This window comes from Kaistia sp. 32K (assembly GCF_016629525.1).
In the GTDB taxonomy this organism is placed as follows: domain Bacteria; phylum Pseudomonadota; class Alphaproteobacteria; order Rhizobiales; family Kaistiaceae; genus Kaistia.
Map to the genome: position 1 here is coordinate 481,114 of NZ_AP024269.1, position 26,275 is coordinate 507,388.

General features: G+C 67.4%; 26 protein-coding genes. 14 read left to right on the forward strand and 12 right to left on the reverse strand.

Annotation, left to right across the window (positions count from 1 at the left end; genetic code table 11):
• From K32_RS02075 to K32_RS02085, 3 genes are all read left to right on the forward strand, one after another.
• A complete protein-coding gene (locus K32_RS02075) occupies positions 1-1,671 on the forward strand; it encodes an alpha-glucosidase family protein (protein ID WP_201402431.1) in 1,671 nt (556 codons plus the stop codon).
• A gap of 30 nt (positions 1,672-1,701) precedes the next feature.
• Entirely contained in the window at positions 1,702-2,790 is a 1,089-nt protein-coding gene (locus tag K32_RS02080; RefSeq protein ID WP_201402432.1) for an ABC transporter ATP-binding protein, read from the forward strand.
• An 81-nt stretch (positions 2,791-2,871) separates the two neighbouring features.
• Positions 2,872-3,519 carry a glutathione S-transferase family protein gene (locus tag K32_RS02085; protein WP_201402433.1) on the forward strand — a complete coding sequence of 216 codons (648 nt, stop codon included), beginning with the start codon at positions 2,872-2,874 and terminating at the stop codon, positions 3,517-3,519.
• A 10-nt stretch (positions 3,520-3,529) separates the two neighbouring features.
• Here K32_RS02085 and K32_RS02090 read toward each other — a convergent pair whose 3' ends face one another.
• The 4 genes from K32_RS02090 to K32_RS02105 all read right to left on the reverse strand — a co-directional run bounded on the left by K32_RS02090 (position 3,530) and on the right by K32_RS02105 (position 6,912).
• Positions 3,530-4,207, reverse strand: coding sequence for an RES family NAD+ phosphorylase (locus K32_RS02090; protein ID WP_201402434.1), 678 nt, complete (start codon positions 4,205-4,207; stop codon positions 3,530-3,532).
• Positions 4,204-4,716 (reverse strand): MbcA/ParS/Xre antitoxin family protein, encoded by a 513-nt coding sequence (locus K32_RS02095; RefSeq protein ID WP_201402435.1) that lies wholly within the window; start codon positions 4,714-4,716, stop codon positions 4,204-4,206. Before K32_RS02095 ends, K32_RS02090 begins: the two co-directional genes overlap by 4 nt.
• Before the next feature lie 498 nt (positions 4,717-5,214).
• Positions 5,215-5,820, reverse strand: a complete 606-nt coding sequence (locus K32_RS02100) for a cysteine rich repeat-containing protein (protein WP_201402436.1) — start codon at positions 5,818-5,820, stop codon at positions 5,215-5,217.
• 195 nt (positions 5,821-6,015) lie between these two features.
• Positions 6,016-6,912, reverse strand: coding sequence for an SMP-30/gluconolactonase/LRE family protein (locus K32_RS02105; protein ID WP_201402437.1), 897 nt, complete (start codon positions 6,910-6,912; stop codon positions 6,016-6,018).
• A gap of 202 nt (positions 6,913-7,114) precedes the next feature.
• Between K32_RS02105 and zwf the strand changes: the two genes are divergently transcribed.
• From zwf to K32_RS02155, 10 genes are all read left to right on the forward strand, one after another.
• Positions 7,115-8,596, forward strand: a complete 1,482-nt coding sequence (gene zwf, locus K32_RS02110) for a glucose-6-phosphate dehydrogenase (RefSeq protein ID WP_201402438.1) — start codon at positions 7,115-7,117, stop codon at positions 8,594-8,596.
• A 246-nt stretch (positions 8,597-8,842) separates the two neighbouring features.
• On the forward strand, positions 8,843-10,657 hold the full coding sequence (gene edd / locus K32_RS02115) for a phosphogluconate dehydratase (RefSeq protein ID WP_201402439.1): 1,815 nt from the start codon (positions 8,843-8,845) through the stop codon (positions 10,655-10,657).
• Between the two features lie 309 nt (positions 10,658-10,966).
• Complete coding sequence (gene cysG / locus K32_RS02120) at positions 10,967-12,403, forward strand: siroheme synthase CysG (RefSeq protein WP_201402440.1); 1,437 nt, start codon at positions 10,967-10,969, stop codon at positions 12,401-12,403.
• Positions 12,404-12,425: 22 nt separating this feature from the next.
• Positions 12,426-12,749, forward strand: a complete 324-nt coding sequence (locus K32_RS02125; RefSeq protein ID WP_201402441.1) for a DUF2849 domain-containing protein — start codon at positions 12,426-12,428, stop codon at positions 12,747-12,749.
• 3 nt (positions 12,750-12,752) lie between these two features.
• Positions 12,753-14,411 carry a nitrite/sulfite reductase gene (locus tag K32_RS02130; protein WP_201404311.1) on the forward strand — a complete coding sequence of 553 codons (1,659 nt, stop codon included), beginning with the start codon at positions 12,753-12,755 and terminating at the stop codon, positions 14,409-14,411.
• Entirely contained in the window at positions 14,398-15,177 is a 780-nt protein-coding gene (locus tag K32_RS02135) for a phosphoadenylyl-sulfate reductase (RefSeq protein WP_201402442.1), read from the forward strand. Before K32_RS02130 ends, K32_RS02135 begins: the two co-directional genes overlap by 14 nt.
• Position 15,178: 1 nt before the next feature.
• Entirely contained in the window at positions 15,179-15,700 is a 522-nt protein-coding gene (locus tag K32_RS02140) for a DUF934 domain-containing protein (RefSeq protein ID WP_201402443.1), read from the forward strand.
• Between the two features lie 96 nt (positions 15,701-15,796).
• Positions 15,797-16,129, forward strand: coding sequence for a 2Fe-2S iron-sulfur cluster-binding protein (locus K32_RS02145; protein ID WP_201402444.1), 333 nt, complete (start codon positions 15,797-15,799; stop codon positions 16,127-16,129).
• A 3-nt stretch (positions 16,130-16,132) separates the two neighbouring features.
• Positions 16,133-16,453: a DUF1778 domain-containing protein gene (locus tag K32_RS02150; RefSeq protein WP_244669787.1), complete on the forward strand. Its 321-nt coding sequence runs from the start codon at positions 16,133-16,135 to the stop codon at positions 16,451-16,453.
• Positions 16,450-16,956 (forward strand): GNAT family N-acetyltransferase, encoded by a 507-nt coding sequence (locus K32_RS02155; protein WP_244669789.1) that lies wholly within the window; start codon positions 16,450-16,452, stop codon positions 16,954-16,956. The genes K32_RS02150 and K32_RS02155 overlap by 4 nt, the downstream gene beginning before the upstream one ends.
• Here the strand turns inward: K32_RS02155 and K32_RS02160 are convergent.
• From K32_RS02160 to K32_RS02180, 5 genes are all read right to left on the reverse strand, one after another.
• The gene (locus K32_RS02160; RefSeq protein ID WP_201402445.1) at positions 16,953-18,083 is read right to left on the reverse strand and encodes an ABC transporter permease; all 1,131 of its coding nucleotides are present in this window, start codon (positions 18,081-18,083) and stop codon (positions 16,953-16,955) included. The two genes, K32_RS02155 and K32_RS02160, sit on opposite strands and share 4 nt — an antisense overlap.
• The gene (locus K32_RS02165; protein WP_201402446.1) at positions 18,080-19,051 is read right to left on the reverse strand and encodes an ABC transporter ATP-binding protein; all 972 of its coding nucleotides are present in this window, start codon (positions 19,049-19,051) and stop codon (positions 18,080-18,082) included. Before K32_RS02165 ends, K32_RS02160 begins: the two co-directional genes overlap by 4 nt.
• Before the next feature lie 4 nt (positions 19,052-19,055).
• Entirely contained in the window at positions 19,056-20,018 is a 963-nt protein-coding gene (locus tag K32_RS02170) for an HlyD family secretion protein (protein WP_201402447.1), read from the reverse strand.
• A gap of 1 nt (position 20,019) precedes the next feature.
• A complete protein-coding gene (locus K32_RS02175; RefSeq protein WP_244669791.1) occupies positions 20,020-20,790 on the reverse strand; it encodes a CerR family C-terminal domain-containing protein in 771 nt (256 codons plus the stop codon).
• A gap of 272 nt (positions 20,791-21,062) precedes the next feature.
• A complete protein-coding gene (locus K32_RS02180; RefSeq protein WP_201404315.1) occupies positions 21,063-22,022 on the reverse strand; it encodes an NAD(P)-dependent oxidoreductase in 960 nt (319 codons plus the stop codon).
• A 154-nt stretch (positions 22,023-22,176) separates the two neighbouring features.
• Between K32_RS02180 and K32_RS02185 the strand changes: the two genes are divergently transcribed.
• A complete protein-coding gene (locus K32_RS02185; RefSeq protein WP_201402448.1) occupies positions 22,177-23,247 on the forward strand; it encodes a nitronate monooxygenase family protein in 1,071 nt (356 codons plus the stop codon).
• Positions 23,248-23,464: 217 nt separating this feature from the next.
• Here the strand turns inward: K32_RS02185 and K32_RS02190 are convergent, their stop codons facing one another.
• The 3 genes from K32_RS02190 to K32_RS02200 all read right to left on the reverse strand — a co-directional run bounded on the left by K32_RS02190 (position 23,465) and on the right by K32_RS02200 (position 26,275).
• Positions 23,465-24,241 carry an ATP-binding cassette domain-containing protein gene (locus tag K32_RS02190; RefSeq protein ID WP_371812856.1) on the reverse strand — a complete coding sequence of 259 codons (777 nt, stop codon included), beginning with the start codon at positions 24,239-24,241 and terminating at the stop codon, positions 23,465-23,467.
• A 2-nt stretch (positions 24,242-24,243) separates the two neighbouring features.
• Positions 24,244-25,230: an ABC transporter permease gene (locus K32_RS02195; protein ID WP_201402449.1), complete on the reverse strand. Its 987-nt coding sequence runs from the start codon at positions 25,228-25,230 to the stop codon at positions 24,244-24,246.
• A 112-nt stretch (positions 25,231-25,342) separates the two neighbouring features.
• Positions 25,343-26,275 carry a substrate-binding domain-containing protein gene (locus K32_RS02200; protein ID WP_201402450.1) on the reverse strand — a complete coding sequence of 311 codons (933 nt, stop codon included), beginning with the start codon at positions 26,273-26,275 and terminating at the stop codon, positions 25,343-25,345.

A 26,275-nucleotide genomic window follows, 5' to 3' on the forward strand; every position in this document is an offset into this window, starting at 1 on the left:
ATGAACGAAGCAGTATCCGGCGGCGCAGCGTCCCCCGCGCTGGCCGCCGACGCCAACTGGTGGCGCGGCGCGGTCCTCTACCAGATCTATCCGCGCTCGTTCCAGGACACGGATGGCGACGGGGTCGGCGACCTCAAGGGCATCACCGCCCGGCTCGACCACATCGCCTCGCTCGGTGTCGACGCGATCTGGATCTCGCCGTTCTTCCAGTCGCCGATGAAGGATTTCGGCTACGACGTCTCCGACTATTGCGCCGTCGATCCGCTGTTCGGCACGCTGGAGGACTTCGACAAGCTGATCGCCGAGGCGCATGCCCGCGGCATCCGCGTTACCATCGACCAGGTGCTGTCGCACACCTCCGACCAGCACGCCTGGTTCAAGGAGAGCCGCTCGTCCAAGACCAATCCGAAGGCGGACTGGTATGTCTGGGCCGATGCGAAGCCGGACGGCACGCCGCCCAACAACTGGCTGTCGATCTTCGGCGGCTCGGCCTGGGAGTGGGACACGACCCGCTGCCAGTATTTCCTGCACAATTTCCTGACCTCGCAGCCGGACATCAACTTCCACTCGAAGGCGGCGCAGGATGCGCTGCTCGACAGCGTCGAGTTCTGGCTGAAGCGCGGCGTCGACGGCTTCCGCCTCGACACGGTGAACTTCTACGTCCACTCGCAGGGGCTTGAGGACAATCCGCCGTCGAAGCTGGAGGACCGCAATTCGCCCGAGGCGCCGGCGGTCAACCCGTATAACTGGCAGGATCACATCCACGACAAGAGCCAGCCGGAAAACCTCGAATTCCTGAAGCGCCTGCGCGCGCTGCTGGATCGCTATCCTGGCCAGACGACGGTCGGCGAGATCGGCGACGGCCCGCGCTCGCTGAAGACGATGGCGGCCTATACCGCCGGCGGCGACAAGCTGCACATGTGCTACACCTTCGACTTCCTGAGCCCGATCTTCACGAAGGAGCACTTCGTCAACCGGATCAAGGCGTTCGAGGCGATCGTCGGCGACGGCTGGCCGTGCTGGGCCTTCTCCAACCACGACATCGTCCGCCATGTTTCGCGCTGGACCACGGACGGGGACTATGACGGCGTCGCCAAGCTCGCCGCCAGCATCCTGCTGTCGCTGCGCGGTTCGGTCTGCCTCTACCAGGGCGAGGAACTCGGCCTGACCGAGGCGGATATCGCCTATGAGGATCTGCAGGATCCCTACGGCATCCGCTTCTGGCCCGAATTCAAGGGCCGCGACGGTTGCCGCACGCCGATGGTCTGGGAATCGAACGGCGCCCATGCCGGCTTCTCGGCCGCCAAGCCGTGGCTGCCGGTGCCGCAGGAGCATGTGGCGCGGGCAGTCAACCGCGAGACCGCCGACCGCGCGTCGGTGCTGGCGCATTACCGCCAGGCGATCGCCTTCCGCCGCGCCCATCCGGCGCTGCATGACGGCTCGATCGCCTTCGTCGACTCGCCCGCCGACGTGCTCGCCTTCGTGCGCGAGACGGAGGGCGAGAAGATCCTCTGCGTCTTCAACCTCGCCGGCACCGCGGCGAGCTTCACGGTTCCGGCCGGCACGACGGTATCGGCGCTCGACGGCAGCGGCTTCGCCGCTTCGCTCGACGCTTCGGGGCGGACCGTCAGCCTCGGCGGCCGCGACGCATTTTTCGGCAAGATCGCCTGAACAAGAAACGGGCACGGGAAGGAAACAGACATGGCCGGCTTGCTGCTACGCGACATCAAGAAAGCCTATGGCACCGTCAAGGTCCTGCACGGCATCGATCTCGACATCAAATCGGGCGAGTTCATCGTCTTCGTCGGTCCGTCCGGCTGCGGCAAGTCCACGCTGCTGCGCCTGATCGCGGGCCTCGAGGACATCACCTCCGGCACGCTGCAGATCGACGGCAAGGTGGTGAACCAGCTGGCGCCGTCGAAGCGCGGCATCGCCATGGTGTTCCAGAGCTACGCGCTCTATCCGCACATGACCGTCTACGACAACATGGCCTTCGGCATGAAGCTCGGCGGCGGCGGCAAGGAAGAGATCGACCGGCGCGTGCGCGAGGCGGCCAACGTGCTGCAGATCACGCCCTATCTCGATCGTCTGCCGAAGCAGCTTTCGGGCGGCCAGCGCCAGCGCGTCGCCATTGGCCGCGCCATCGTGCGCGATCCCAAGGTGTTTCTGTTCGACGAGCCGCTGTCGAACCTCGACGCGGCGCTGCGCGTGCAGACCCGCATCGAGATCAACAAGCTGCACGAGCGCATGGCCGGCGTGACGATGATCTACGTCACGCACGACCAGGTCGAGGCGATGACGCTGGCCGACCGGATCGTCGTGCTGAACGCCGGCCGGGTCGAGCAGGTCGGCGCGCCGATGGAGCTCTATCACAACCCCGATAACCTCTTCGTCGCCAAGTTCCTCGGCTCACCGTCGATGAACACCATCCCCTGCGTGGTGGAGTCAGGCGGCGCCAGCCCGCGCGTCCGCCCGAACGGCGGCGAGGCGATCGCCGTCCGCGCCGCCATTCCGGAGAGCGCCGCCGGCACCAAGGCGACCTTCGGCGTCCGGCCCGAGGATCTCGTGATCACGACCGGCGACGACGCGATCTTCCGCGGTACCGTCGACATCATCGAGCAGCTCGGCGAAGTGACGCTGATCTATGTCGATATCGGGACCGAAGAGCCGATCGTCGCCAAGCTGGAGAACGACATCCAGGTCAACAAGGGCGACACGGTTGGACTCACCTCGCCGCTCAAGCACCTTCAGGTCTTCGACGAGAAGGGCGTTGCCTACCGGCGCAACTGACGTCCGGCAGGCAAGACCGTTGCGATTTCCGGGCTGGCGGATTTTCCGCCGGCTCGATCCCATGGAAAGCGAGGGAATGCCATGACTCTCACGCTCTACATGCATCCGCTGGCCTCGTTCTGCCAGAAGGCGCTGATGGCGCTCTACGAGACGGAGACGCGCTTCGAGCCGCGTCTGGTCGATCTCGGCGACCCGGCCGAGCGGGCGGAATTCAACGCGCTCTGGCCGATCGGCAAGATGCCGGTGCTGCGCGACCAGGCGCGCGGCCAGATCGTGCCGGAATCGACCGTCATCATCGAGTATCTGGCGCGCTTCTATCCGGGCCGGACCCGCTTCATCCCGGAGGATCCCGATCTCGCCTGGCAGACCCGGCTCGCCGATCGCTTCTACGATCTCTATGTGCACGAGCCGATGCAGAAGATCGTGACCGACAAGCTCCGGCCGGAAGGGCGCGGCGATCCGCATGGTGTCGAGGCCGCGCGGGCGACGCTCAGGACCTCTTACGACATGCTCGAAAAGGCCCTCGGCAATCGCTTCTGGGCCATGGGCGACGCGTTCACCATGGCGGATTGTGCTGCCGCCCCGGCGCTGTTCTACGCCAACGAGGTCCAGCCCTTCAACGAATCCCACCCCGGCCTGTTCGGCTATTTCGGCCGGCTGCTGGACCGCCCGTCCTTCGCCCGGGTGGTCGCCGAGGCGAGGCCCTATTTCGGGCTGTTTCCGGGCTGACCGGCGGCGCTCAGGCCAGCCGTCGCGCGACGATCTTGCCTTCGGTGCGGACCGTCAGTTCGAGGTGGCCTGCCTGCGTGACCTCCTGGATCTTCGACGGCCGGTAGGCGCAGACATTGACGCCGCCGCGATGGCGGAGGCTGTCATAGAGGATGCCGTCGCCGCCCTCGGCCCGGATCGCCTCGCCGAAAGCCTGCGGCGCGGCATAGTCGGCGCGCGCATAGAGATCCGGCCGATTCTCGGCCATTCCCCGCGTGTCGACGTAGCCGGCGCCGTCGATCCGGGCGGTGTAGGCGCGATAGGTGGTGACGAAACGATCGGCGCCCGAGCGCAGCATCTCGCGGCGGAGATGATGCGACACTTCCGCGATGCAGGTCTCGACCGACAGCGCGCCGTACCAGGCGCCGAGCGCGCCGCCGGAAAAGCGCAGGCCGGTCGGCGGCGTGTGCAGGAACGACGCCATGACGACGCTGGCGTTCGGCCGTCCATAGACCCATTCGGCGCGGGGGAGGCGGGCGGCGCGCTCGGCCACCAGCCGGTCGTTGGTCCAGCCCTCCAGCTCCAGCACGGCGGCGAGATCGTCGGCCGAGGCAACGTCCTCGAAGGCCGAAATCGGCGGAAAGCGGGACGGAATCAGCCGGTGGGTGGGCTGCTCGATCGCAGTTTTCGGAAAATCGGATGCGGTCATGCCCAGACAATGTCGCTCGTCTCGATCGGCGCGATCTCGTCGTCGAAGCCGGGGAGGGGCGCGGAGAACAGGCCGCCGCGCCAGGCGTCGAGATGGCGGCGCAGCAGCATCATGCCGTCCTGCGTTCCGGCCGTGATCAGTGCCATCGGGGGCTGGCCGCCGAACAGCGGGCCGGTGTTCCCGGTTGTTAACCACCTGTTAGCCTCGGCGTCGCTCGGGAAGACGATTTTCAGCGCCTGGTAGATGCCGAGCAGGGCGGAGATGCGGATGAGCGTATCGACCGGCAGCATCAGCTCGGCGCCGCTCCGCGCCTTGGCGAGCCAGCCGAAATAGGTCGAGCGTCCGGGCTGGCCGAGAATGCGCATGCGGTCGGCCTCGCCGAGCCCCCAGCGATCGGCGATGGCGCTGAAGGTGCGGAGGCCGGGACCGCCAAGACGACGCCGGGCGGGTGCCGCGAAGCGGTCGGGCGCTACGGTGGCGAGTTCAGCGGTTCGGGCGAGGCGGGGCATGGCAGCGCTCCTTTATCCAGTCATGGATAAGATAGTCCAATATTGGACTGGATCAAGGGGCGGTAGGGGGCGGAGGTAAGGGAGGGGAGAGGGAGGGGAGAGGGAGGGGAGAGAGGAGGGAGGGGAGAGAGAGAGAGAGAGAGAGAGAGAGAGAGAGAGAGGGGAGAGGGAGAGGAAAGAGGAAAGAGGAAAGAGGAAAGAGGGGGGTGATTCGGGCCCGCTAGGCGGGGTCACGGCCGGCGTCAAAGGGGGGGTCGACGGCAGGCTGGTTTCGCCAGCGGCGCGCTCAGGATCCGGCCCTCTTTCTTGAACCTCCCCTTGAGGGGGGTCGAAAACGCTCTTTGCGTTTTCGGGAGGGGGTACTTCGCGCCGCCTGCCGCAGATCCGACGGAGAACCCCTCCCCAAGACCGCCCGAAGGCGGTCTTGACCCTCCCTCAAGGGGAGGGTTCAGGAGGCCGGTTCCATCCGTGCCACGTGATTTCCTTGCTACCAGCCGGTCACTGGGCAAGGGGCGCGAGCGCCTTTTGGCAGCGCGGCGAGAGCGAGGCGGCGTTCTCCTTCAGGCAGGCGACGACATTGCCGCCGCCGATCGGCACGCCGCGGCAGTGGCTGCGGAAATCCTTGGCGCAGGACTGCCGCACCAGCGCCAGTTCCTGGCGCGGCGTCAGCGCTCCCGGGGCCGGGGTGGCCTCCGGCGCGGCGGCCTTCGCCGCCGGCGCGACGGTTGTCTTGCCAGGGGTCGTCTTGCCGGGAGCGGTCGTGGTGCTGCTCTGGCCGGCTGGCTTGCTATCCGCCGGCGCAGCGGATGCGGCGGGTGCTGCGGGAGCGGGCGTTGTCGCTGCGCTGCCGCCGACCGCCTGCACGGCGGTCCGGCAGGCGTCGGAGAGCTTGGCTGCGCTCTGCTGCAGGCAGGCCAGCGCCGCCTTGCCGCCCGGAGGAATGCCGGCGCAATGGCTCTTGTAGTCGGCCGGGCAGGCGGAGCGGATCGCCGATTGTTGGGCTTCCGTCGGCGTCTGCGCTTGCGCGCCGCTCAGGCCGAAGACAGCCCAGACGAGCAGGGCCGGCAGGATCGCATGAATAGAATCGGGGAAATTCCTCGTCATGGCAACCTCCACTAAGGGGGTTCTACCATGACGATGGAAAGGCGGCGATTTGCGGGCCGGATCTTCTGGCGAAAGCAGAAATTCCCCTGCGGCAGGGTGGCGATCTTGTTTCGATCCGCCTCTCTGCCGCGCCGTCAGGACTTGCGGGAGGTCCGCCAAAGCGGCCGGAGGGCAGGGCCCTCCGGGAACGCGCGATCAGCGATCGAGCCGGAACACGTTTTCCGCCAGTCCAGGCGCCTCGGTGCGGACGGCGAACAGGCCGCCGGCCAGCCGCTCGAGCGGGCCGTTTCCGCCCTGCGCGGTGGTGATGTAGAGCGTCTTCAGGTCGGCGCCGCCGAAGGTGCAGTTGGTGATGTTCGAGACCGGCATGTCGAGGATGCCGGCGACCTTGCCCTCGGGCGAGACGCGCACGACGCAGCCGCCGCCATAGCGGCAGTTCCAGACATGGCCCTCGCTGTCGATCTGCGAGCCGTCCGGGCCACCGCGCTCGAAGTCGGAGAACCACGGCCGGTCGTTCGAGACGGCGCCTGTTTCGGGATCATAGTCGAACTGCCAGATCTCGTTCTTCATCGTGTCGCCGGTATAGAAGCGCTGGCGCGCGACGTCCCAGCACATGGTGTTGGTGATGCCGATCTCCGACTTGATCGTCGCGACGCCGCCCTTGTCGTCGACGCGGTAGAGGCCGCCGGCCTTGTTGTCGGTGATATCGACGCCGGAGCCATCGGGGGCGACATTGTTGAACATCGAGCCGACGACGAGGTTGCCGAACGGGTCGGGCCGGCCGTCGTTCAGCCGCGCCTTCGGGAAGTTCGGCTCCGGGACGGAGAAGTCGGTGCGGCTGTCGGTCTCGGGCTTCCAGAGAATCACCTTCGAGGCGAGGGCGGCGATCAGCGTGCCCGGGCGGTCGGTGAGGCCGAGCGTCGTCACCGGCTCGTCGAAGATCCAGTTCTGCGTCGTTTTCGACGCCGGATCATAGCGATGGATGAGGAAACGGTTGATGTCGGTCCAGTAGACGGCCTGCTCGGCGGCGCTCCAGACGACGCCTTCGCCGCAGCGATCGCCGGCCGGTACGACGCAAACTGGATCGGTCATGTGCATTTCCCCCGTTGCCCCTTGGGGGCTCGTTTAAGCGACTGAATTCGCTTAGCGTGTCGTCGCTGCCGTTACACGCGAATCTCGTCGCAAGGATTTTATTTCGGTTCTCTAATTTTGTCCCTCAACATATGACGCGGACTTGATTAGGACATGGCTGCAGACCAGCTGAGGCCCGGCTGACGCCGGAAAGAGGGAATTCATGACCAGTCGTATCATCGCCGTCGACCCCTTCGATCTCGTCGTCTTCGGCGCCACGGGCGATCTCGCCTATCGCAAGCTTATGCCGGCGCTCTACCATCGCCACCGCGACGGTCAAATCCCCCCGGTTGCCCGCATCATCGGCGCGTCGCGTCGCCCCATGAGCGACGAGGCCTACCAGAAGCTGACCGAGGCGGCGCTGGAGAAGTTCGTGCCGGCGGACGAGCGCGAGCCGGAGCAGGTCGCCTCGTTCCTGAAGCGGATCTCCTATGTCGCGATCGACGCGACGGCCGAGAAGGCCGGCTGGCCGGATCTCGTCGAGGCGCTGAAGGATGGCAAGGACCGCATCCGCGCCTTCTACCTGGCGGTGGCGCCGGACCTGTTCGGCATCATCTGCGAGGGCCTCGGCGCCCATCATCTCGTGACGCCGAAGACGCGCGTCATCATCGAGAAGCCGATCGGCAAGAGCCTCGCCTCCGCCAACGAGCTGAACGACTCGATCGGCAAGGTGTTCAAGGAAAGCCAGATCTACCGCATCGATCATTACCTCGGTAAGGAGACGGTGCAGAACCTGATGGCGCTCCGCTTCGCCAACGCGCTGTTCGAGCCGCTCTGGAACGCCAACCACATCGACAACGTGCAGATCACGGTCGCCGAGAGCCTCGGCGTCGAGGGCCGCGCGGGCTATTACGACACGGCCGGCGCGCTGCGCGACATGGTGCAGAACCACATCCTGCAGCTGCTCTGCCTCGTCGCCATGGAGCCGCCGGGCCGCTTCGACGCCGACGCGCTGCGCGACGAGAAGCTCAAGGTGCTGCGCTCGCTGAAGCCGATCGTCGATGGCGAGGTCGATAGCGTCACCGTGCGTGGCCAGTACAAGGCCGGCGCCTCGGCCGGCGGGCCGGTCCCGGGCTATCTGGAAGAACTCGGCCGCGACGATTCCACCACCGAGACCTTCGTCGCCATCAAGGCGGAGATCGAGAACTGGCGCTGGGCCGGCGTGCCCTTCTACATCCGCACCGGCAAGCGCCTGCCTTCGCGCCTTTCCGAGATCGTCGTCAACTTCAAGACGATCCCGCATTCGATCTTCGGCGACAGCGCCGGTCAGCTCGCTTCCAACCAGCTGGTCATGCGCCTGCAGCCGGACGAGGGCGTGCGGCTCTGGCTGATGATCAAGGATCCCGGCCCGGGCGGCATGCGCCTGCGCCACGTTCCGCTCGACATGAGCTTCGCCGAGACCTTCAAGGTGCGCAGCCCCGAGGCCTATGAGCGGCTGATCATGGACGTGATCCGCGGCAACGCCACGCTGTTCATGCGCCGCGACGAAGTCGAGGCGGCGTGGAAGTGGATCGATCCGATCCTCGAAGGCTGGGCGGCTTCGCGCGAGGCGCCGAAGGGCTACACCGCCGGCACCTGGGGCCCGTCCTCGTCGATCGCCCTGATCGAGCGCGACGGCCGCACCTGGCACGAAGAAGGCGCCTGAGCGAGAACCCGCCGCCTCGGGGCGGCGGGAACGCGGCTTGAGCGATAGGGCTTCGGCACAAGACCGATGCTCCAACAAGATGAGAACGGCCGCGCCGAACCAGATCGGCGCTGTCGCCGTTTCCAAGAAATGACCACCGAACGGGGAACCCTCTCCCGTTCACGGGAGGGCGTGGGGAGAGGGGTTTGAAGCGGGCGGCGCCACCGGGCCTCTCGCAGGTTACGGTTGCCCAGGAGACACCACGTCATGTCCATCCACCCGAAGATCCTCGAAGTGACGGATCGGATCCGGGCTCGCAGCGAGAAGTCGCGCGGCCTCTATCTCGATCGCCTCGCTGCCGCCCGCGACTCAGGCCCCCGCCGCGCGTCGCTCGCCTGTGGCAACCAGGCGCATGGTTTCGCTGCCTGCGGTCCGGCCGACAAGGCGGCGCTGAAGGGCGACGTGGTGCCCAATCTCGGCATCATCACCGCCTATAACGACATGCTCTCCGCCCACCAGCCCTACGAGACCTATCCGGAGCTGATCCGGCAGGCGGCGCGCGAGGTCGGTGGCGTGGCGCAGGTCGCCGGCGGCGTGCCGGCGATGTGCGACGGCGTCACCCAGGGCCAGACCGGCATGGAGCTGTCGCTGTTCTCGCGCGACGCCATCGCCATGGCGGCGGCGATCGGCCTGTCGCACAACACCTATGACGCGGCCGTCTATCTCGGCATCTGCGACAAGATCGTCCCGGGCCTCTTGATCGCGGCGCTGACCTTCGGCCACCTGCCGGCGATCTTCATCCCCGCCGGTCCGATGACCTCCGGCCTGCCGAACAGCGAGAAGGCGCGCGTTCGCCAGCTCTTCGCCGAGGGCAAGGCGACCCGCGCCGACCTGCTCGAGGCCGAGAGCGCCTCTTATCACGGCCCCGGCACCTGCACCTTCTACGGCACGGCCAACACCAACCAGATGCTGATGGAGATCATGGGCCTGCATCTGCCCGGATCCTCCTTCGTCAATCCGAACACGCCGCTGCGCGAGGCGCTGACCCGCGCCGCCGCCAAGCGCGCGCTCGCCATCACCGCGCTCGGCAACGAGTTCACGCCGATCGGCGAGATCATCGACGAGAAGGCGGTGGTGAACGGCGTCGTCGGCTTGAACGCCACCGGCGGCTCGACCAACCACACCCTGCATCTCGTCGCGATGGCGAAGGCGGCGGGCATCCAGCTGACCTGGGACGATTTCTCGGATCTCTCCGACGTCGTGCCGCTGCTCACCCGCGTCTATCCGAACGGCATGGCCGACGTGAACCATTTCCACGCCGCCGGCGGCATGGGCTTCCTGATCCGCGAGCTGCTCAAGGCGGGCATGCTGCACGAGGACGTCTCCACCGTGTGGGGAACAGGCCTCTCCGGCTACACGGTCGAGCCGAAGCTCGGTGATGACGGCGCCATCCACTGGCGCGAGGCGGCCACCGAAAGCCTCGACGAGAAGGTGCTGGCGCCGGTCGAGAAGGCGTTCCAGCCGACGGGCGGCCTCAAGCTGCTCTCCGGCAATATCGGCCGCGCCGTGATCAAGGTCTCGGCCGTCAAGGCGGATCGCCACGTCATCGAGGCGCCGGCGAAGGTGTTCCATACCCAGGACGCGCTGATCTCCGCCTTCAAGGCGGGCGAGCTGACCGAGGACTTCATCGCCGTCATCCGCTTCCAGGGCCCGCGCGCCAACGGCATGCCGGAACTGCACAAGCTGACGCCGACGCTGGCCGTGCTGCAGGATCGCGGCCTCAAGGTGGCGCTCGTCACCGACGGCCGCATGTCGGGCGCCTCCGGCAAGGTGCCGGCGGCGATCCACGTCACGCCCGAGGCGGCGGCCGGCGGGCCGATCGGCAAGGTGCGCGACGGCGATCTCGTCCGGCTCGATGCCGTCAACGGCACGCTCGAAGTGCTGGTCGACGCGGCGACCTTCGCGGCGCGGCCGCAGGTCGAGGAGGATCTCTCCGGCAACGAGTTCGGTTTGGGCCGCGAGCTCTTCGCCATGTTCCGCGCCAGCGCCGCCCCGGCCGAGCTCGGCGCCGGCGTGTTCTAGGGCACCGACGGCAATATCTCGATAAACACTATGAGATAGGTCGTGTATAATTCGTTCTTCTTGGCTCCGCCGGAAGCGGGGCCAAGAAGAGCCCGAGGAAATCCGGCCGGAATGACTGGGCAGGGCGGGCGATTGACGCAGGAATACGCTTCCTCGTCATGCGCACCGCCTTGCGTGGAATGTTTTTTCAAGCCGCTTTGCGAGATTGGAACGCGGATCGTCGTCTTTGGGCGCTGAAGTCTCTAGAAGTCTGCAATCGTTCCAGACTTCGCGGGATCCGTTCGTCGGGTCGCGCCCGAGGAGAGACGGATGGCTGCGGTCCATCGCACGGTTCAGCGCAAGCTTGGCACCTTTCCGGCCTTCCACAAGGTCGAGGGCCGCCGGGTCGTGATCGCCGGCGGTGGCGAGGAGGCGGCGGCCAAGATCCGCCTGCTCGCCGAGACCTGCGCCGAGATCGTCGTCTTCGCGCACGCGCTGGAGGACGAGGCGCGGCGCGATCTGGAAGCGGCCGGCGCCCGGCTCGAACCCCGTTTCCCGGAAGCCGCCGATCTCGCAGATGCGGCGCTCGTCTTCGCCGCGACCGGCGATCTGGAGAGCGACCGCGCCGTACGCGACCTCGCCAAGGCGGCCGGCGTTCCGGTCAATGTCGTCGACCGTCCCGATCTCTGCGATTTCTATACCCCCGCGCTGGTCAACCGCGCGCCGCTGTCGATCGCCATCTCGACCGAGGGCGCCGCGCCGGTGCTGGCGCGCCATGTCCGCGCCCGGATCGAGGCGATGTTCGCGCCGCGGCTCGGCGATCTCGCCGACCTCGCGGAGCGTCTGCGGGCGCAGGTCGCGGAAAAGATCGGATCCGGCGAGGCGCGCCGCCGCTTCTGGGCGCATTTCTTCACCGGGCCGACCGCCGCCAAGGTGCTGGCCGGCCAGATCGAGGACGGCGAGGGCGAGGCCACCGCCGCGATCGACGCCGCCGCCGCGCAGTCGGCAACCGTCGGCCATGTCAGCCTGGTCGGCGCCGGTCCGGGTGCTGAGGATCTGCTGACGCTCCGCGCCCAGCGCCTGCTGCAGGAAGCCGACGTCATCGTCTATGACAAGCTGGTGCCGGAGGCGATCGTCGCCATGGGCCGGCGGGACGCGCTCCGCATCTATGTCGGCAAGGCCAAGGGCGCGCATGCCGCCAGCCAGGACGAGATCAACGCCATTCTCGTGCGCGAGGCGCGCGACGGCCGTCGCGTCGTCCGGCTGAAGTCGGGCGATCCGCTGATCTTCGGCCGCGCCGGCGAGGAGATGGCGGCGCTGCGCGAAGCCGGCGTCCCGTTCGACATCGTGCCGGGGATCACCGCCGCGTTCGCCGCCGCCGCCGAGAACGAGATTCCGCTGACGCTTCGCGACGTCGCCTCGACGCTGGTCGTTGCCACCGGCCACGACATGCGCGGCGACACGCTGCCCGATTGGGCCGGCCTCGCGCTCTCGGGCGCCACCGTCGCCGTCTACATGGGCCGCAGCGTCGCCACCCGGGTCGCGGCCAAGCTGATCGAGAACGGCCTCAGCGCCTCGACGCCGGTCGCCGTCATCGAGAATGCCTCGCGCGCCGATCGCCGCGCCTATGCCGGCCGGCTCGACGAGCTGGCTGAAATCGCCGACCGGCCGGAGCTCGACGGCCCGGTCGTCATCATCGTCGGCCGCGTGGTCGCCGAGAGCGCGGTCGGCGTCAAGCCGCTGCCGCTCGTGGCGCTGGCGGCATGAGGATACGGATCTGGAAAGCGGAATGACCGACAAGCTCATCACAGCGAACCATCTCTCCGACGGGCTGGTCGTGTTCCTGACCGCTTCCGGCGGCTGGTCCTACCGGCTCGCCGACGCCCGGGTCATTCCGGATGCCGAGCTCGAGGACGCGCTTCGCCACGCCAAGGCGCAGCAGGAAGCGCTCATCGTCGTCGACCCCTACGAGATCGAGGCGACCGTCGACGCGGACGGCCTGCCGGTTCCTGTCCGTCTGCGCGAAAAGATCCGCGCCGCCGGCGGCCCCACCGTCACCTATGGCGAGGCCGAGATCGCCGCCCGCGCCGCCCTTCTGAATCAGGCAGGTTGAGTGATGTATCGCTACGACGAGTTCGACCATGAGTTCGTGACCTCCCGCGTCGCGCAGTTTCGCGACCAGGTCGGCCGCCGCGTCTCCGGCGAGCTGACGGAGGACCAGTTCAAGCCGCTCCGCCTGATGAACGGCGTCTACCTGCAGCTGCACGCCTACATGCTGCGCGTCGCTGTGCCCTACGGCACGATGAACAGCCAGCAGCTCCGGATGCTCGCCCATATCGCGCGAAAGTATGATCGCGGCTACGGCCACTTCACGACGCGCCAGAACATCCAGTTCAATTGGCCGAAGCTCTCCGAGATCCCCGATGCGCTGGCCGATCTCGCCTCGGTCGAGATGCACGCGATCCAGACCTCGGGCAATTGCATCCGCAATGTCACGGCCGATCATTTCGCCGGCGCCGCCGCCGACGAGGTCGCCGATCCGCGCCCCTATGCCGAGATCCTCAGGCAATGGTCGTCGCTGCATCCGGAATTCGTCTTCCTGCCGAGGAAGTTCAAGGTCGCCGTCACCGGCGCCGAGCGCGACCGCGCCGCGATCCAGGTGCACGACATCGGCCTGCACCTGAAGAAGGACGAGAACGGCCGGGTCGGCTTCGCCGTCTATATCGGCGGCGGCCAGGGCCGCACGCCGATGATCGCCAAGAAGATCCGCGACTTCCTGCCCGAAGAGGACCTCCTCTCCTATTCGGAGGCGATCCTGCGCGTCTACAATCTGAACGGCCGGCGCGACAACAAGTACAAGGCGCGCATCAAGATCCTCGTGCACGAGACCGGCGCCGACGAGATCTCGCGCCAGGTCGAGGAAGAGTGGGAGCGCATCCGCCACGGCGCGCTCAAGCTGCCGCAGGGCGAAGTCGAGCGCATCCGCGAATATTTCGCCGCTCCGGCCTCGCTGAAGCCGCTCACCCCCAGCCCGGCGCTGGCGATCGAGCGCGCCCGCGACCCGGAATTCGACGCCTGGGTCCAGCGCAACACCCATCCGCATCACGTCGCCGGCCATGTCTCGGTGACGATCTCGCTGAAGCCGATCGGCGGCACGCCGGGCGACGCCACGGCCGAGCAGATGGACGCCGTCGCCGACCTCGCCGAACGGCTCGCCTTCGACGAGATCCGCGTCAGCCACGAGCAGAACCTCATTCTCCCGCATGTCGCCAACGGCGATCTGAAGGCGATCTATGACGGGCTGGTCGCCAATGGGCTGGCGACCGCCAATGCCGGCCTCGTCACCGACATCATCGCCTGCCCGGGCCTCGATTATTGCGCGCTCGCCAATGCGCGCTCGATCCCCGTGGCGCAACGGATCTCGCAGCGCTTCGGCGACATCGAGCGCCAGCGCGACATCGGCGATCTCAAGATCAAGATCTCCGGCTGCATCAACGCCTGCGGCCACCACCATGTCGGCCACATCGGCATTCTCGGCGTCGAGAAGAAGGGCGAGGAGTTCTACCAGATCTCGCTCGGCGGCTCCGGCGACGAGAACTCGTCGATCGGCGAGATTATCGGCCGCGGCTTCTCGACCGAGGAGATCGTCGATGCGATCGAGACCGTGGTCGACACCTATATCGCCAAGCGCGAAAACAGCGACGAGACCTTCCTTGCCGCCTATCGCCGCCTCGGCCAGGCACCGTTCAAGGAAGCGCTTTATGGGACGCCTTGACCCCGTCGCCTTCGGCTTCGAGCAGGAGCGCGGCGGCCCCGTTTTCGATCACGAGAGCGCGGGGCTGCAGGAGGCCGCTATCCTCAATGCGCGGTTCGCCGGGCTTTCGGCGCCCGAGCTGATCGAGCGCTCGCTCCACGAGATCTTCCCCGGCCGTATCGCGCTGGTGTCGAGCTTCGGGGCGGAATCGGCGGTGCTGCTGCATCTCGCGGCATCCGTCGATCGCGCCATCCCGGTCGTCTTCATGGATACGCAGCGGCTGTTCGCGGAGACGGTTGCCTATCGCGACACGCTGGTGGAGCGGCTCGGCCTCTCCGACGTGCGCACCATCACGCCGGATCCGGTGGCTCTCGCTGCGGCCGATCCCTACAAGGCGCTCTGGATGACGGATGCCGACACCTGCTGCCGGATCCGCAAGACCGAGCCGCTGGCGCGCGCCATGGAAGGCTTCGACGCCTGGTTCACCGGGCGCAAGCGCTTCCAGGCGGCGACGCGGGCGGCGATCCAGTCCTTCGAGCAGGACGGCGCGCGCATCAAGGTCAATCCGCTGGCCACCTGGTCGGCCGACGAACTGAAGGCCTATGTGGCCGAGCACGATCTGCCGCCGCATCCCCTCGTGGCGCAAGGCTATCCCTCGATCGGCTGCCAGCCCTGCACCTCGAAGGTGAAGCCCGGCGAGGATGCGCGGGCGGGGCGCTGGCGCGGTCTGGACAAGACCGAATGCGGCATCCATCTAGGTCTCGAGAACGACGGAAGCGGCATCTGACATGAGCCTCTGGAAGAATGGATCCTTCGTCGAAGACGCGTTTCGTCGGCTGGCCGACGACGAGTTGCCGGCCGATGGCGAGGCGGTGATCGTCAGCCTCGAGCGCTTCCGCGCCGAGCGCGAGGCGCTTCTGGCCCGCTCCGCGCCGCTCGGCGTGGTGATCGAGCCCGGCGCCGACTGGTCCGATATCGTCGCCGACCTGCCGCGCCTTGCCGTCGTCGCGGCGGATCTGCCGAAATTCGCCGATGGCCGCGCCTTCTCGATCGGCCGGCTGCTGCGCGACCGCGACGGATTCCGGGGCGAGCTCCGCGCCGTCGGCGCCTTCTTCCTCGACCAGATCCCGTTCCTGAAGCGCGTCGGTTTCGACGCCTTCTCGACGGAGGACCCGCTGGTGCTGAAGGGGCTTCGCGAGGGGCGCTGGCCCGAGGTGACCGAATATCTGCAGCCGATCGCCGAGCAGGGCGAAGTGCCCGCCGGAACGCGCCCCTGGGCGCGCCGGCCGACGGCAAGGGTCGCCGACTAGTTTTTTGGTTCGCTCGGCGTCCCCCCGGGACGCGAGCCGGCATTCACTTCGCTCGAAAACGCCCTTCGGTTGGGGCGGTCGAATAGGGATAGTGCCATGAAGATCTTCGTCACCGACCACGCCGGCGAGGAGCACGAGCTCGAAGCGCTCGAGGGTTGGCGGGTGATGGAAGTCATCCGCGACTGGAACATCGGCATCAAGGCCGAATGCGGCGGCGCCTGCGCCTGCGCCACCTGCCACGTCTATGTCGACCCGGACTGGGTCGACCGGCTGATTCCGATGTCGGACGAGGAAGAGGAACGCCTCGACGACGCCATGGCGGTCAAGTCGAACTCGCGCCTGTCGTGCCAGATCCTGATGTCGGAAGAGCTCGACGGCCTCCGCGTCCGCCTCGCCCCCGGCAGCGAACCGGAAGAGCTGGCGGCGTAGTTCTTGTCCCGTACGGCAATTTGCCGTATGCTTCCAGGCATGAGTGACACCGGAAACTCCTCGCGCCTCGAGGCGCGCGTTCCGACCCGCGTGCTGGATATGATCAAGCGCGCCGCGGAACTGCGTGGAATTTCCGTGACCAGCTTCGTGATCGAAGCGACGGCCGAGAAGGCTGTGCAGGTCATCGAGCAGATGGACGCGATCCGCCTGACGCGCGAAGAGCAGGCTCGCTTCGCGGAGGCGCTCCTCAACCCGCCGGAACCGACAGAAGCACTCCGCGATGCCGCCAGGCGTCATCGTGATCTCGTCGCCAGCAAGTCTTGACCACGCTCTACCGGATCGAGCCGCTGGCTTCGACGCAGGATCGCAGCGCGTTTCGCTGTGGCAATGATCGTATCGACCGCTTCTTCCTGAATGTCGTTTCGCAGGATATCCGGCGGAACTATGTGCGCTGCTTTGTCTGCATCGATCTGGAAAGCGAGGCGCTTGCCGGGTTCTACACCTTGTCGGCGCAATCCGTTGATCTCGGCGATATCCCCGCCGAGATGGCGAAGAAGCTGCCGCGCTATCCACGAATGCCCTGTGTGCTGATCGGCTGGCTCGCCGTCGATCATCGCTTTGCCCGACGCGGCATCGGTTCGCTCTTGCTGGCGGACGCGCTGGATCGTGTCGCTCGCTCCGAAATCGGCGCCCATGCCGTGCTGGTCGATCCGATCGACGCGGCGGCGACCGAATTCTACCGCCGCCACGCCTTCGTGAGCCTCGGCCCGGACAGCACCAGGCTCGTCCTGCCGCTCGCCACCTGGCGGGCTCTGGCCTCGCCCTAATCCAGCGTCCGCCGATAGCGGAAGAGCGCCAGCGCGCCGACGGCGAGCCAGAAGGTGGCGAGGGGCCAGATTTCGCCGACGAGGTCGGACGGGCCGCTGCCCTTCAGCATGATGCCGCGCACCGAGCGGATGTAATGCGTGATCGGCAGCGCGCTGCCGATGACCTGCGCCCAGTCCGGCATGCCGCGGAACGGGAACATGAAGCCCGACAGCAGGATCGACGGCAGGAACCAGAAGAAGGTCATCTGCATCGCCTGCATCTGGTTGCGGGCGATCGTCGAGAACGTGTAGCCGAGCGTCACGTTGCAGCCGATGAACAGGAAGGTGACGCCGAGCAGCACGGCGAACGACCCCATCATCGGCACATGGAACAGGATCTGCGCGCAGACGAGGATGACGGCGACCTGGACCAGGCCGAAGCCGATATAGGGCACGATCTTGCCGATCATGATCTCGAACGGCGTCGCCGGCATCGCCATCAGGTTTTCCATCGTGCCGCGCTCGATCTCGCGCGTCAGCGCCAAGGCCGTCATCAGGATGGTCGTCATGGTGAGGATGGTGCCGAGCAGGCCCGGCACGATGTTGTAGGCGGTGATGCCCTCCGGGTTGTAGCGGCGCTGGATGACGAGATCGACGGCGGCCGGGGCGCTGGTCTGGGTCGCGAGCGGACCGGTCAGCTCGCGGGCGAGCGCGCTGGAGAGGATCTGGGGCAGGGCGCCGAGCGCGTTGGAGGTGGCGGCCGGGTCGGTCGCGTCGGCCTCGACGAGGAGTTGCGGCCGCGTGCCGCGAACGAAATCGCGCTCGAAGCCGGGCGGCAGCGTGATGACATAGCTGGCCGAGCCGTCGATCAGCGCCTCGTTCGCCTGCGCCTCGCTGGCGAGGCCGGGCGCGACGCTGAAATAGCCTGATGCCTCCATCGCCGCGACGATGGCGCGCGAGGCGGGGCCGCTGTCGCCGGCGACGACAAGCGTCGGCAGGCGCTTCGGATCGAGGTTGATGGCGTAGCCGAACAGAACCAGCTGGATGATCGGAATGCCGATGATCATCGCGAAGGTCAGCCGGTCGCGCCGCATCTGGATGAATTCCTTCACCATCAGCGCGAGGATCCGGGAGAGGCCGGCGCTCATGACGATGCCTGCTCGCCGTTTGCAGGCTGGTCGCCCGCCTGCGCCGTCTGCATCAACCGGATGAACACGTCCTCGAGACTGGTCTCGCCGGGCATCGCGACGGCGTCGGAGCCGGTCTCGGCGAGCGCCGCGTCGACGGCCGCCTTCAGCGCGGCGGGATCGGGGCCGACGACATGCAGATCGTTGCCGAACGGCGCCACCTGCTCGACCCCCGGTTTCTCCCGCACGATCCTGGCGATCGCTCCGACGTCGCGGCCGCTGACGATGATGGTGGAGAGGCCCGAGCTTTCGATCACCTCCTCGACCGTGCCGCGCGCGACGATCCTGCCATAGGCGATGTAGATGATGCGGTGGCAGCGCTCGGCCTCGTCCATGTAGTGGGTCGAGACCAGCACGGTCAGCCCGTCGTCGGCCAGCGTGTGGATCTCGTCCCAGAACTCGCGCCGCGCCTGCGGGTCGACGCCGGCGGTCGGCTCGTCGAGCAGCAAGAGCTTGGGCTGGTGCATGACCGAGGCGGCGAGCGCGAGGCGCTGCTTCCAGCCGCCGGAAAGCGCGCCGGCGAGCTGGTCGCGGCGTTTGTAGAGCCCGAGCCGCTCCAGCGTCCGCTTCACCACCGCCGCCCGGTCCGGCAGGGCGTAGATCCGCGCCACGAAATCGAGGTTCTCGCGGATCGTCAGGTCCTCGTAATAGGAGAAGCGCTGCGTCATGTAGCCGACCTGGCGCTTGATCCGCTCGGCATCCCTGAGGATGTCGAGGCCGAGGCAGGTGCCGCTGCCGCCGTCCGGCCTGAGCAGGCCGCAGATCATCCGGATCGTCGTCGTCTTGCCGGAGCCGTTCGGGCCGAGGAAGCCGACGATCTCGCCGCGCCGGACGTCGAGCGAGACGTCGTCCACGACCGTCTTGTCGCCGAAGCGCTTGGTCAGGCCGTGAATGTCGATGACGACGTCTTCCGGCCTGTCGGGCGCCATGGTGCTATTTCTCCCCCGCCGGAAGCCGGACGTCGACCGGCTGGCCTGGATCGAGCTTTTGCGCCTCGCCCTCCGGTCGCGCCTCGACGCGGTAGACCAGCTTGGCCCGGCTCTCCTTGGAATAGATCACCGGCGGCGTGAATTCGGCGTTGGTCGCGATGCTGGAGACGGTCGCCGCCAGCCCGTCCGCGCAGCTGTCGCAGGAGAGCGCCACGCGCTGGCCCGGCCGGACGGTGGCGCGCGCCGGCTCCGGCACGAAGAACAGGATTTTGCGCGCGCCGTCGGGGAGGAGGGAGACGACGGCCTGGCCGGCCGGGACGATCTCGCCGATCTGGTAGAACACGTCCTCGATCTGCCCCGCGCTCGCTGCGCGCTGGCTACGCCGGGCGAGCTTGGTCTCGGCGGCGGTGACGGCGGCGGCGAGCGCCTCGACCTGCTGTTCCGCCGCTGCGATCTGGTCGGGCCGGGCCGGCAGATTGGCGACGGCGCGGTTTTCGCGCGCCACCTGCACGCGGGCTGCGGCCGAATCGAGGTCCGCCTTCGCCTGGTCGAGCGTCGCGATGGCGACGACGGCGCGGGTCGAGAGGTCCCGGTTGCGGTCATAGCTCTTCTGCGCCACCGTCAGCGATGCCTCGGCGTCGGCGAGCTGCGCGTCGAGTACGCGAATTTCTTCCGGCCGCTTGCCGGTCCGGAGATCCTGCAGGCTCGCCTTCGCCTGCGCCAGCTCGGCCCGCGCCTGGGCGAGTGCTGCCGTCTCGTCGCGATCGTCGAGGGTGAAGAGCGGCGCATCCGCCGCGACGGGGTCGCCCCGCCGCACGGAAAGCGCGGTCAGCCGGCCGCTGGCCTCCGCGCCGGCCAGCACATAGTCCGCGTCGACATAGCCGTGCAGCAGCGCGTCGTCGCCGCCGTCGCCGCAGCCGGCGAGCAGCAGTAACGCGACGAGCGCTGACGCCCGGCCGGCCTCCATGTCATCCCTCGTGCGTGAGCGTCTCTCCGACCAGCTGGTCGATATGGCCGGTAACGATGCTGCGGATTTCCTCGCGGTCCTGGCTTGCCAGACTATCGCGTCCGAGCCGCTTCAGCACCATCGGGCGGCCGACGCAGAAGATGACGAACTGGCCGGAGATGGTGAAGGAGCGCAAAATCGCCTCTTCCGAACGCGGATCGAGCTCCAGCAGCAGGGCCACGAGGTTCGTCATCGTGATCTGGCAACGGGTCATGAAGTCATAGATGACGTCGAAGACCGAGGAGGGTTCCATCTGCTCGCGCATGATGAACCGGCCCCAGAGTTCGGCCTCGGCCTCGCCCAGCATGGAATCGATATGCGCGTCGATGATGTTCTGCAGCAGGCGGCGCGCGGTCGGCCGGTCGATCGTGCCGGCCAGCGCGGAGGCTGCTGCGTCCATGCTCTCGCCGATGCGGGCTTCCATCTGCTCGACGACATATTCCGCCACGGCCTTGTGCAGGGCGTCCTTGCTGCCGAAATGGTAGACGATGGCGGCGAGATTGGCGTCGGCGCGCTTGGCGATGTCGCGCGTCGCGGCGCCTTCGAAGCCGTAGCGGCCGAAGACGTCGAGGGCGGCGAGCAGGAGCTTCTGGCGCGTCTCGGCGCCGCGATCCTGGCGGGCGCGCCGGTAGTGCCGGGAGGCCGGGAGCGGCGCGGCGCTCGCATCGTCGTCCGCCTCGCGGACGGCGTTGTCCATCTCGACTCGGTCAAAACTGATCGCGTCCGCGCTCATCCGGCAAAACTCCGCTTCGTTTCCCACCCCCCCCGAACGCAAAAGTTGTCCAATTCGGCGACGACGTCAATCGATCGACTTAATTTATGCAGGACTATAATTTTTCGTCGGGCTCTTGCAGGAAGAGGCTGGAATCACCAAGGAAACCGCCATTCCGTAACGTCGCCCGTGTGCCGGCGCGGGACAACCTCAGCTCGTCCCGCGCGCGGCTTTGCCCATTCCGGACCGTCTCATGGCCCGATGATATGCCGGCTAATTATCTCTGGTCGAACTCAGGCGACCTGGACGATTCCCTGCTCGATCAGCCAGTCGAGCGAATCCCGAACCCCTTCGAGCGAGCTGAAGCGCGGCTCGTAGCCGAGATGGCGGCGCGCCTTTTCGATCGAGCAGCTCGGGCTGTGGGCGATGTGGTCATAGGTCTGCTCGACGACGGTCTCGCTGTGCTGCGCCTTCCAGCTCTCCCAGGGCAGATAGGCGAGCTTCGCCTCGTGGCCGAACCAGGACGAGACCGCCTCGGCATAGCCGCGCAGGCTGACCGCCTGCGGCGAGACGGTGTGGTAGGCCTCGCCGACCGAGACGCCCCAGTTGGCGATCGCCTTCATGAACATCTGCGCGACGTCGTCGGCATGGACATGATGCACCGTTTCCAGTCCGAAATTCGGCAGCACCAGTTCGTCGCCGCGCGCGAGCGCGGAGAACACGGCCGGATCGAAATGCCCGGCCGGATTGAGCGGCGCCCAGCCGCGCCCGACGATATGGCCGGGATGGACGAGAGTCGCCGGAAAGCCGCTCCGCTGCGCCTCGGCCAGCAGATAGGCCTCGATCTCGGCCTTCTGGATGCCGTAGGCGCCGAACGGGCGTCGCTTCGCCGTCTCGGTCGTCGGCACGCTGACGCTCGGCCCGTGCACCCAGATCGTGCCGGTATGCAGGAAATGCTGCACTCGGCCACGCAGCGCGTCGACGAGCAGTTCGGCGCTGCGCTGCGTGAAGCAGATCATGTCGATGACGATGTCGGGCTCGAGATCGGCGATCCGCGCGCCGAAGGTGCCGGCGCGGTCCTCCGCCTCGCGGTCGGCCGTGATCGTCTCGACCGCCGACCACGCCGCATGCGGCTGATAGGGCGCGCGCTGGCCGCGCGTCACGTTCACCACCTCGTATCCAGCCTCGACCAGCCTCGGCACCAGATAGGTCCCGACATGGCCGCTGCCGCCGATCACCACCACGCGCGTCATCGTCATCTCCCCCTCGAATTCGATGGTGTGATGTTAGCGCAAGCCTGTCGGCAGGCCAGAGTGGAATGAAATCCGCCGGATTTTGCCGTTGGGTTTCCGGCGAGCGGTTTTCGGATGCTATGCTTGCCTTCCTTGGCTGAGGACAGGAAACGTCATGACGAATTGGGCCGATCGCCGCATCCTCGATCTGTTCGGGATCGAACACCCCATCCTGCTGGCTCCGATGGCCGGCTTCGGCACGCCGGCGCTGGCGATCGCCGTGGCGGAAGCGGGCGGCCTCGGGGCGCTCGCCTGCGCGACGATCTCGCCGGACCAGGCCCGGGAAAACATTGCCGCCGTCCGCGCCGCGACGGCGCGGCCGATCAATATGAATTTCTTCTGCCACGGGCAGCCGGAGCCCGATCCGGCCCGCGAGGCCGCGTGGCGCGCCCGGCTGGCGCCCTATTATCGCGAACTCGGCCTCGATCCCGCCATGCCGGTCCCGGCTTCGAACCGCGAGCCCTTCAGCGACGCGTTCTGCGCCGTGGTCGAGGATCTGCGCCCCGAGATCGTCTCGTTCCATTTCGGCCTGCCGGAGAAGCCGCTGCTCGACCGGGTCAAGGCGGCCGGCGCCAAGGTGATCGCCTCGGCGACGACGGTGCGCGAGGCGCGCTATCTGGAGGCGGGCGGCTGCGACGCGATCATCGCGCAGGGCGCGGAGGCAGGCGGCCATCGCGGCATGTTCCTGACCTCGGACGTCTCCGGCCAGGTCGGCACCTTCGCGCTGGTGCCGCAGGTGGTGGATGCGGTCGGCGTGCCGGTGATCGCGGCGGGCGGCATCGCCGATGCGCGCGGCGTGGTCGCGGCGCTGGCGCTCGGCGCCTCGGCGGTGCAGATCGGCACCGCTTTCCTGCTCGGCCCGGAGGCGAAGGTCGCGCCGCAGCATCGCCGCGCGCTCGAAACCGCCGAGGCCGACGAGACGGCGATCACCAACGTCTTCACCGGAAGGCCGGCGCGCGGCATCGTCAACCGCCTGATGCGGGATCTCGGACGCTTCTCGTCGGACGTTCCGCAATTCCCGCTCGCCGGCGGCGCACTGGCGCCGCTCCGGGCCGAGACCGAGCCGGTCGGCTCGCGCGATTTCATGTCGCTCTGGTCCGGCCAGGCCGCCCGCCTCGCCCAGCCGATGCCGGCGGGAGATTTTGTTCGCACGCTCGTGGCCGAGGCGCAGGCGAAGCTGGCGTGAGGCGGGGCTCCTGTACCTCTCCCTGGGGGAGGTGAGGGGCCAATCAGCCGCTCCCAATGCACCGGCGTCATCCCGGGCTTGACCCGGGATCCATTCAGCCGAACCGCTTGGAGTTCACCCTCCCGATGGCGCAGCTGTATGGATCCCTGCCTTCGCAGGGATGACGGCGAGCGTGGGGCGCCGTCGGAACCACCTGAGCGGCCGACGGAAGACCCCCTCAGTGGTTGTTCGCCCCCAGCGCGCGCTCCAGTTCCTCGTCCGACATGCCGGTGATGACGCGTTCGACGTCCTCGACGCTGGACTGCTTCGGATTGATGTCGTCCGCCACCACGCGGCCGCCGCGCATCACCACGATCCGGTCCACCACCTGGAACACATGGTGGATGTTGTGGGCGATGAAGATGCAGGAATGGCCGGAATTGCGGGCGTTGCGGACGAAGCGCAGCACGCCCTGCGTCTCGGCGACGCCGAGATTGTTGGTCGGCTCGTCGAGGATGATCAAATCGCTCTCGAAATGCATGGCGCGGGCGATGGCGACGGCCTGGCGCTCGCCGCCGGAGAGCGAGCCGATCGGCGTCGAGGGCGGGATGTTCTTGCTGATGCCGACGCGCTTCAGGAGATCGCGCGTCACCGTGTCCATGCGGGCGTGGTCGAGCCGGTTCAGGAAGCCCGTCACCGGCTCGCGGCCGAGGAACAGATTGCGGGCGATCGACAGCTGGGTGACCAGCGCCGAGTCCTGGTAGATCGTCTCGATGCCGTTGGCGATGGCGTCGGTGGTCGAGCGGATGCTGACCTTCTTGCCGCGCACATAGATGTCGCCGCCGGTCGAGGGCACGGCGCCGGAGAGAACCTTGATCAGCGTCGACTTGCCGGCGCCATTGTCGCCGAGCAGGCCGACGATCTCGTTCTCGCGGACGCTGAAATCGACGTCCTTCAGCGCCTGGATCCTGCCATAGGATTTCGAGATGCGCTCCATGCGGATCAAATCGGTCATGATCAGGTTCCCGCCTGGTGCCGGCGCTCGAGGATCGAATGCAGCGTCATCATGCCGAGGATGATCGCGCCGATGAAGATGTTGTAGGCGAGGCCGGGCACGCCGATCAGCACGATGCCGTTGCGCATGACGCGCAGGATGAACACGCCGAGCACGGTGCCGATGATGGTGCCACGGCCGCCCATCAGCGCGGTGCCGCCAATCACCACCATGGCGATGACTTCCAGCTCGTAGCCGGCGCCGCTGTTCGGGTTGGCGGCGGAGGTGCGGATCGAGCTGATCACGCCGGCGAACGAGGCCATCGTCGCCGACAGCATGAAGAGCAGCACCTTGGTGCGGTTGACGTTGACGCCGCGCGCCCGCGCCGCGCCGGGATTGCCGCCCGTCGCCTGGATCCAGTTGCCGGCCTTGGTCTGCGTCAGCACGTAGCCGAGCACCAGCGCCACGCCGATGAACCAGAACAGCGACATGTAGATGCGGAAGGGGCCGATATAGAAATCGCCGACCAGCACATGCGCCAGCCAATGCTGGCCCGCGCTCCAGGTCCGCTGCGGGAAGCCGTCCGAGATGAACAGCGCGACGCCGCGCACCACCAGCAGCATGCCGAGCGTGACCAGGAAGGACGAGATCTTGATCCGCGTCACGAACAGGCCGTTGGCGAGCCCGATCAGCGCCGCGACGGCGAGCGCGATTACGAAGGCGATTTCGAGCGAGGTGATGCCGGAATTGAACAGCGTCCACATCAAGACCGGCGCGAAGCCGAACACCGAGCCGACCGAGAGGTCGAATTCGCCCGCCGTCATCAGGAGCGTCATGGCGAGCGCGATCAGGCCGAGCTCGACGGTGAAGGACAGCGTGTTGGAGATGTTGAGCGGCGAGAGGAAGTCCGGATTGATCGACCAGAAGACCGCGATCTCCGCGATCAGAAGGACGAGCGGGCCGAATTCCGGCTTCGCGATGAAGCGCTGGACGAGGGAGCGGTTTTCCACGGGGCAGACCGATTGGCATGAGGGCAGGCAGGTCGCGCCGCGCGAACGCGGTCATGCGGCCGTCGATCGACGGGGCATCCGCGATCGCTCGCGGATGCCGGCTGCTACGGGACTACTTGCCCGAGAGGATGTTGTCGTAGAGCTGCGCCGTGTCCTTCTCGTACAGGGCGCCGGTGATCACGTTGAAGCCCGGGGGAATGCCGCTGGCGGCCATGTTGGCGAGGGACAGCGCGACGTAGCTGGTCGCCTGCGGGTCCTGCCACTGGGCGGCGTTGACATAGCCGTTCAGGACTTCCTGGGTGGTGTCGAGCGAATTGCCCCAGCCGACGACCGGGATTTCGCCCGGCTTGACGCCGACCTGGTCGAAGACGCGCTTGATCGAGCCGGTGACGAGGTCGCCGAGGCCGATGATCGCCTTGACCTTGGCGCGGTTGGCGGTGAGGTAGTCGACCATGCGGTTGATGGCGTCGGCCTGGTCGAGCGTCGCCTCGGTCACCTCATAGGTGATGCCGAGCGGCTCGAACACGCTCTTGATGCCTTCCTCTTCCTGCACGCCATAGGTGGCGCCCGGGATCTCGACCGGCATCCAGACGAAATCGCCCTTCTTCACCAGGCCCTTGTCGACGAGATACTGCGCCCAGCCGCGGCCGAACACGACGTTGTTGCCACCGACATAGGCGTTGAACGAGGCCGTCGGGTCGGGCGTGTTGAAGTTGATGATCGGGATCTTGGCGGCGTTCGCTTCCTTGGCCACCTCGACCAGGCTGCCCGGATCCGGGCTGGTCGTGACGATGCCGTCGGCCTTGGCGGCGATGGCGGCGCGGACCGCTTCCTGCTGCGAGGCGACGTTGCCCTGGTGGAACGAGGTGTTGACCGTGTTGCCGGTATCCTTCTGCCATTGCTGCGCGCCGGCGAGGAAATAGGTCCACACCGGGTCGGCCGATGTGCCGTGCGAGATCCAGTAGAAGGTCTTGGCCTGCGCCGCGACCGGAATTGCCAGCGCCAGTATGGCGCCGGCCAAGAGTACCGCGAGCTTCTTGAACAT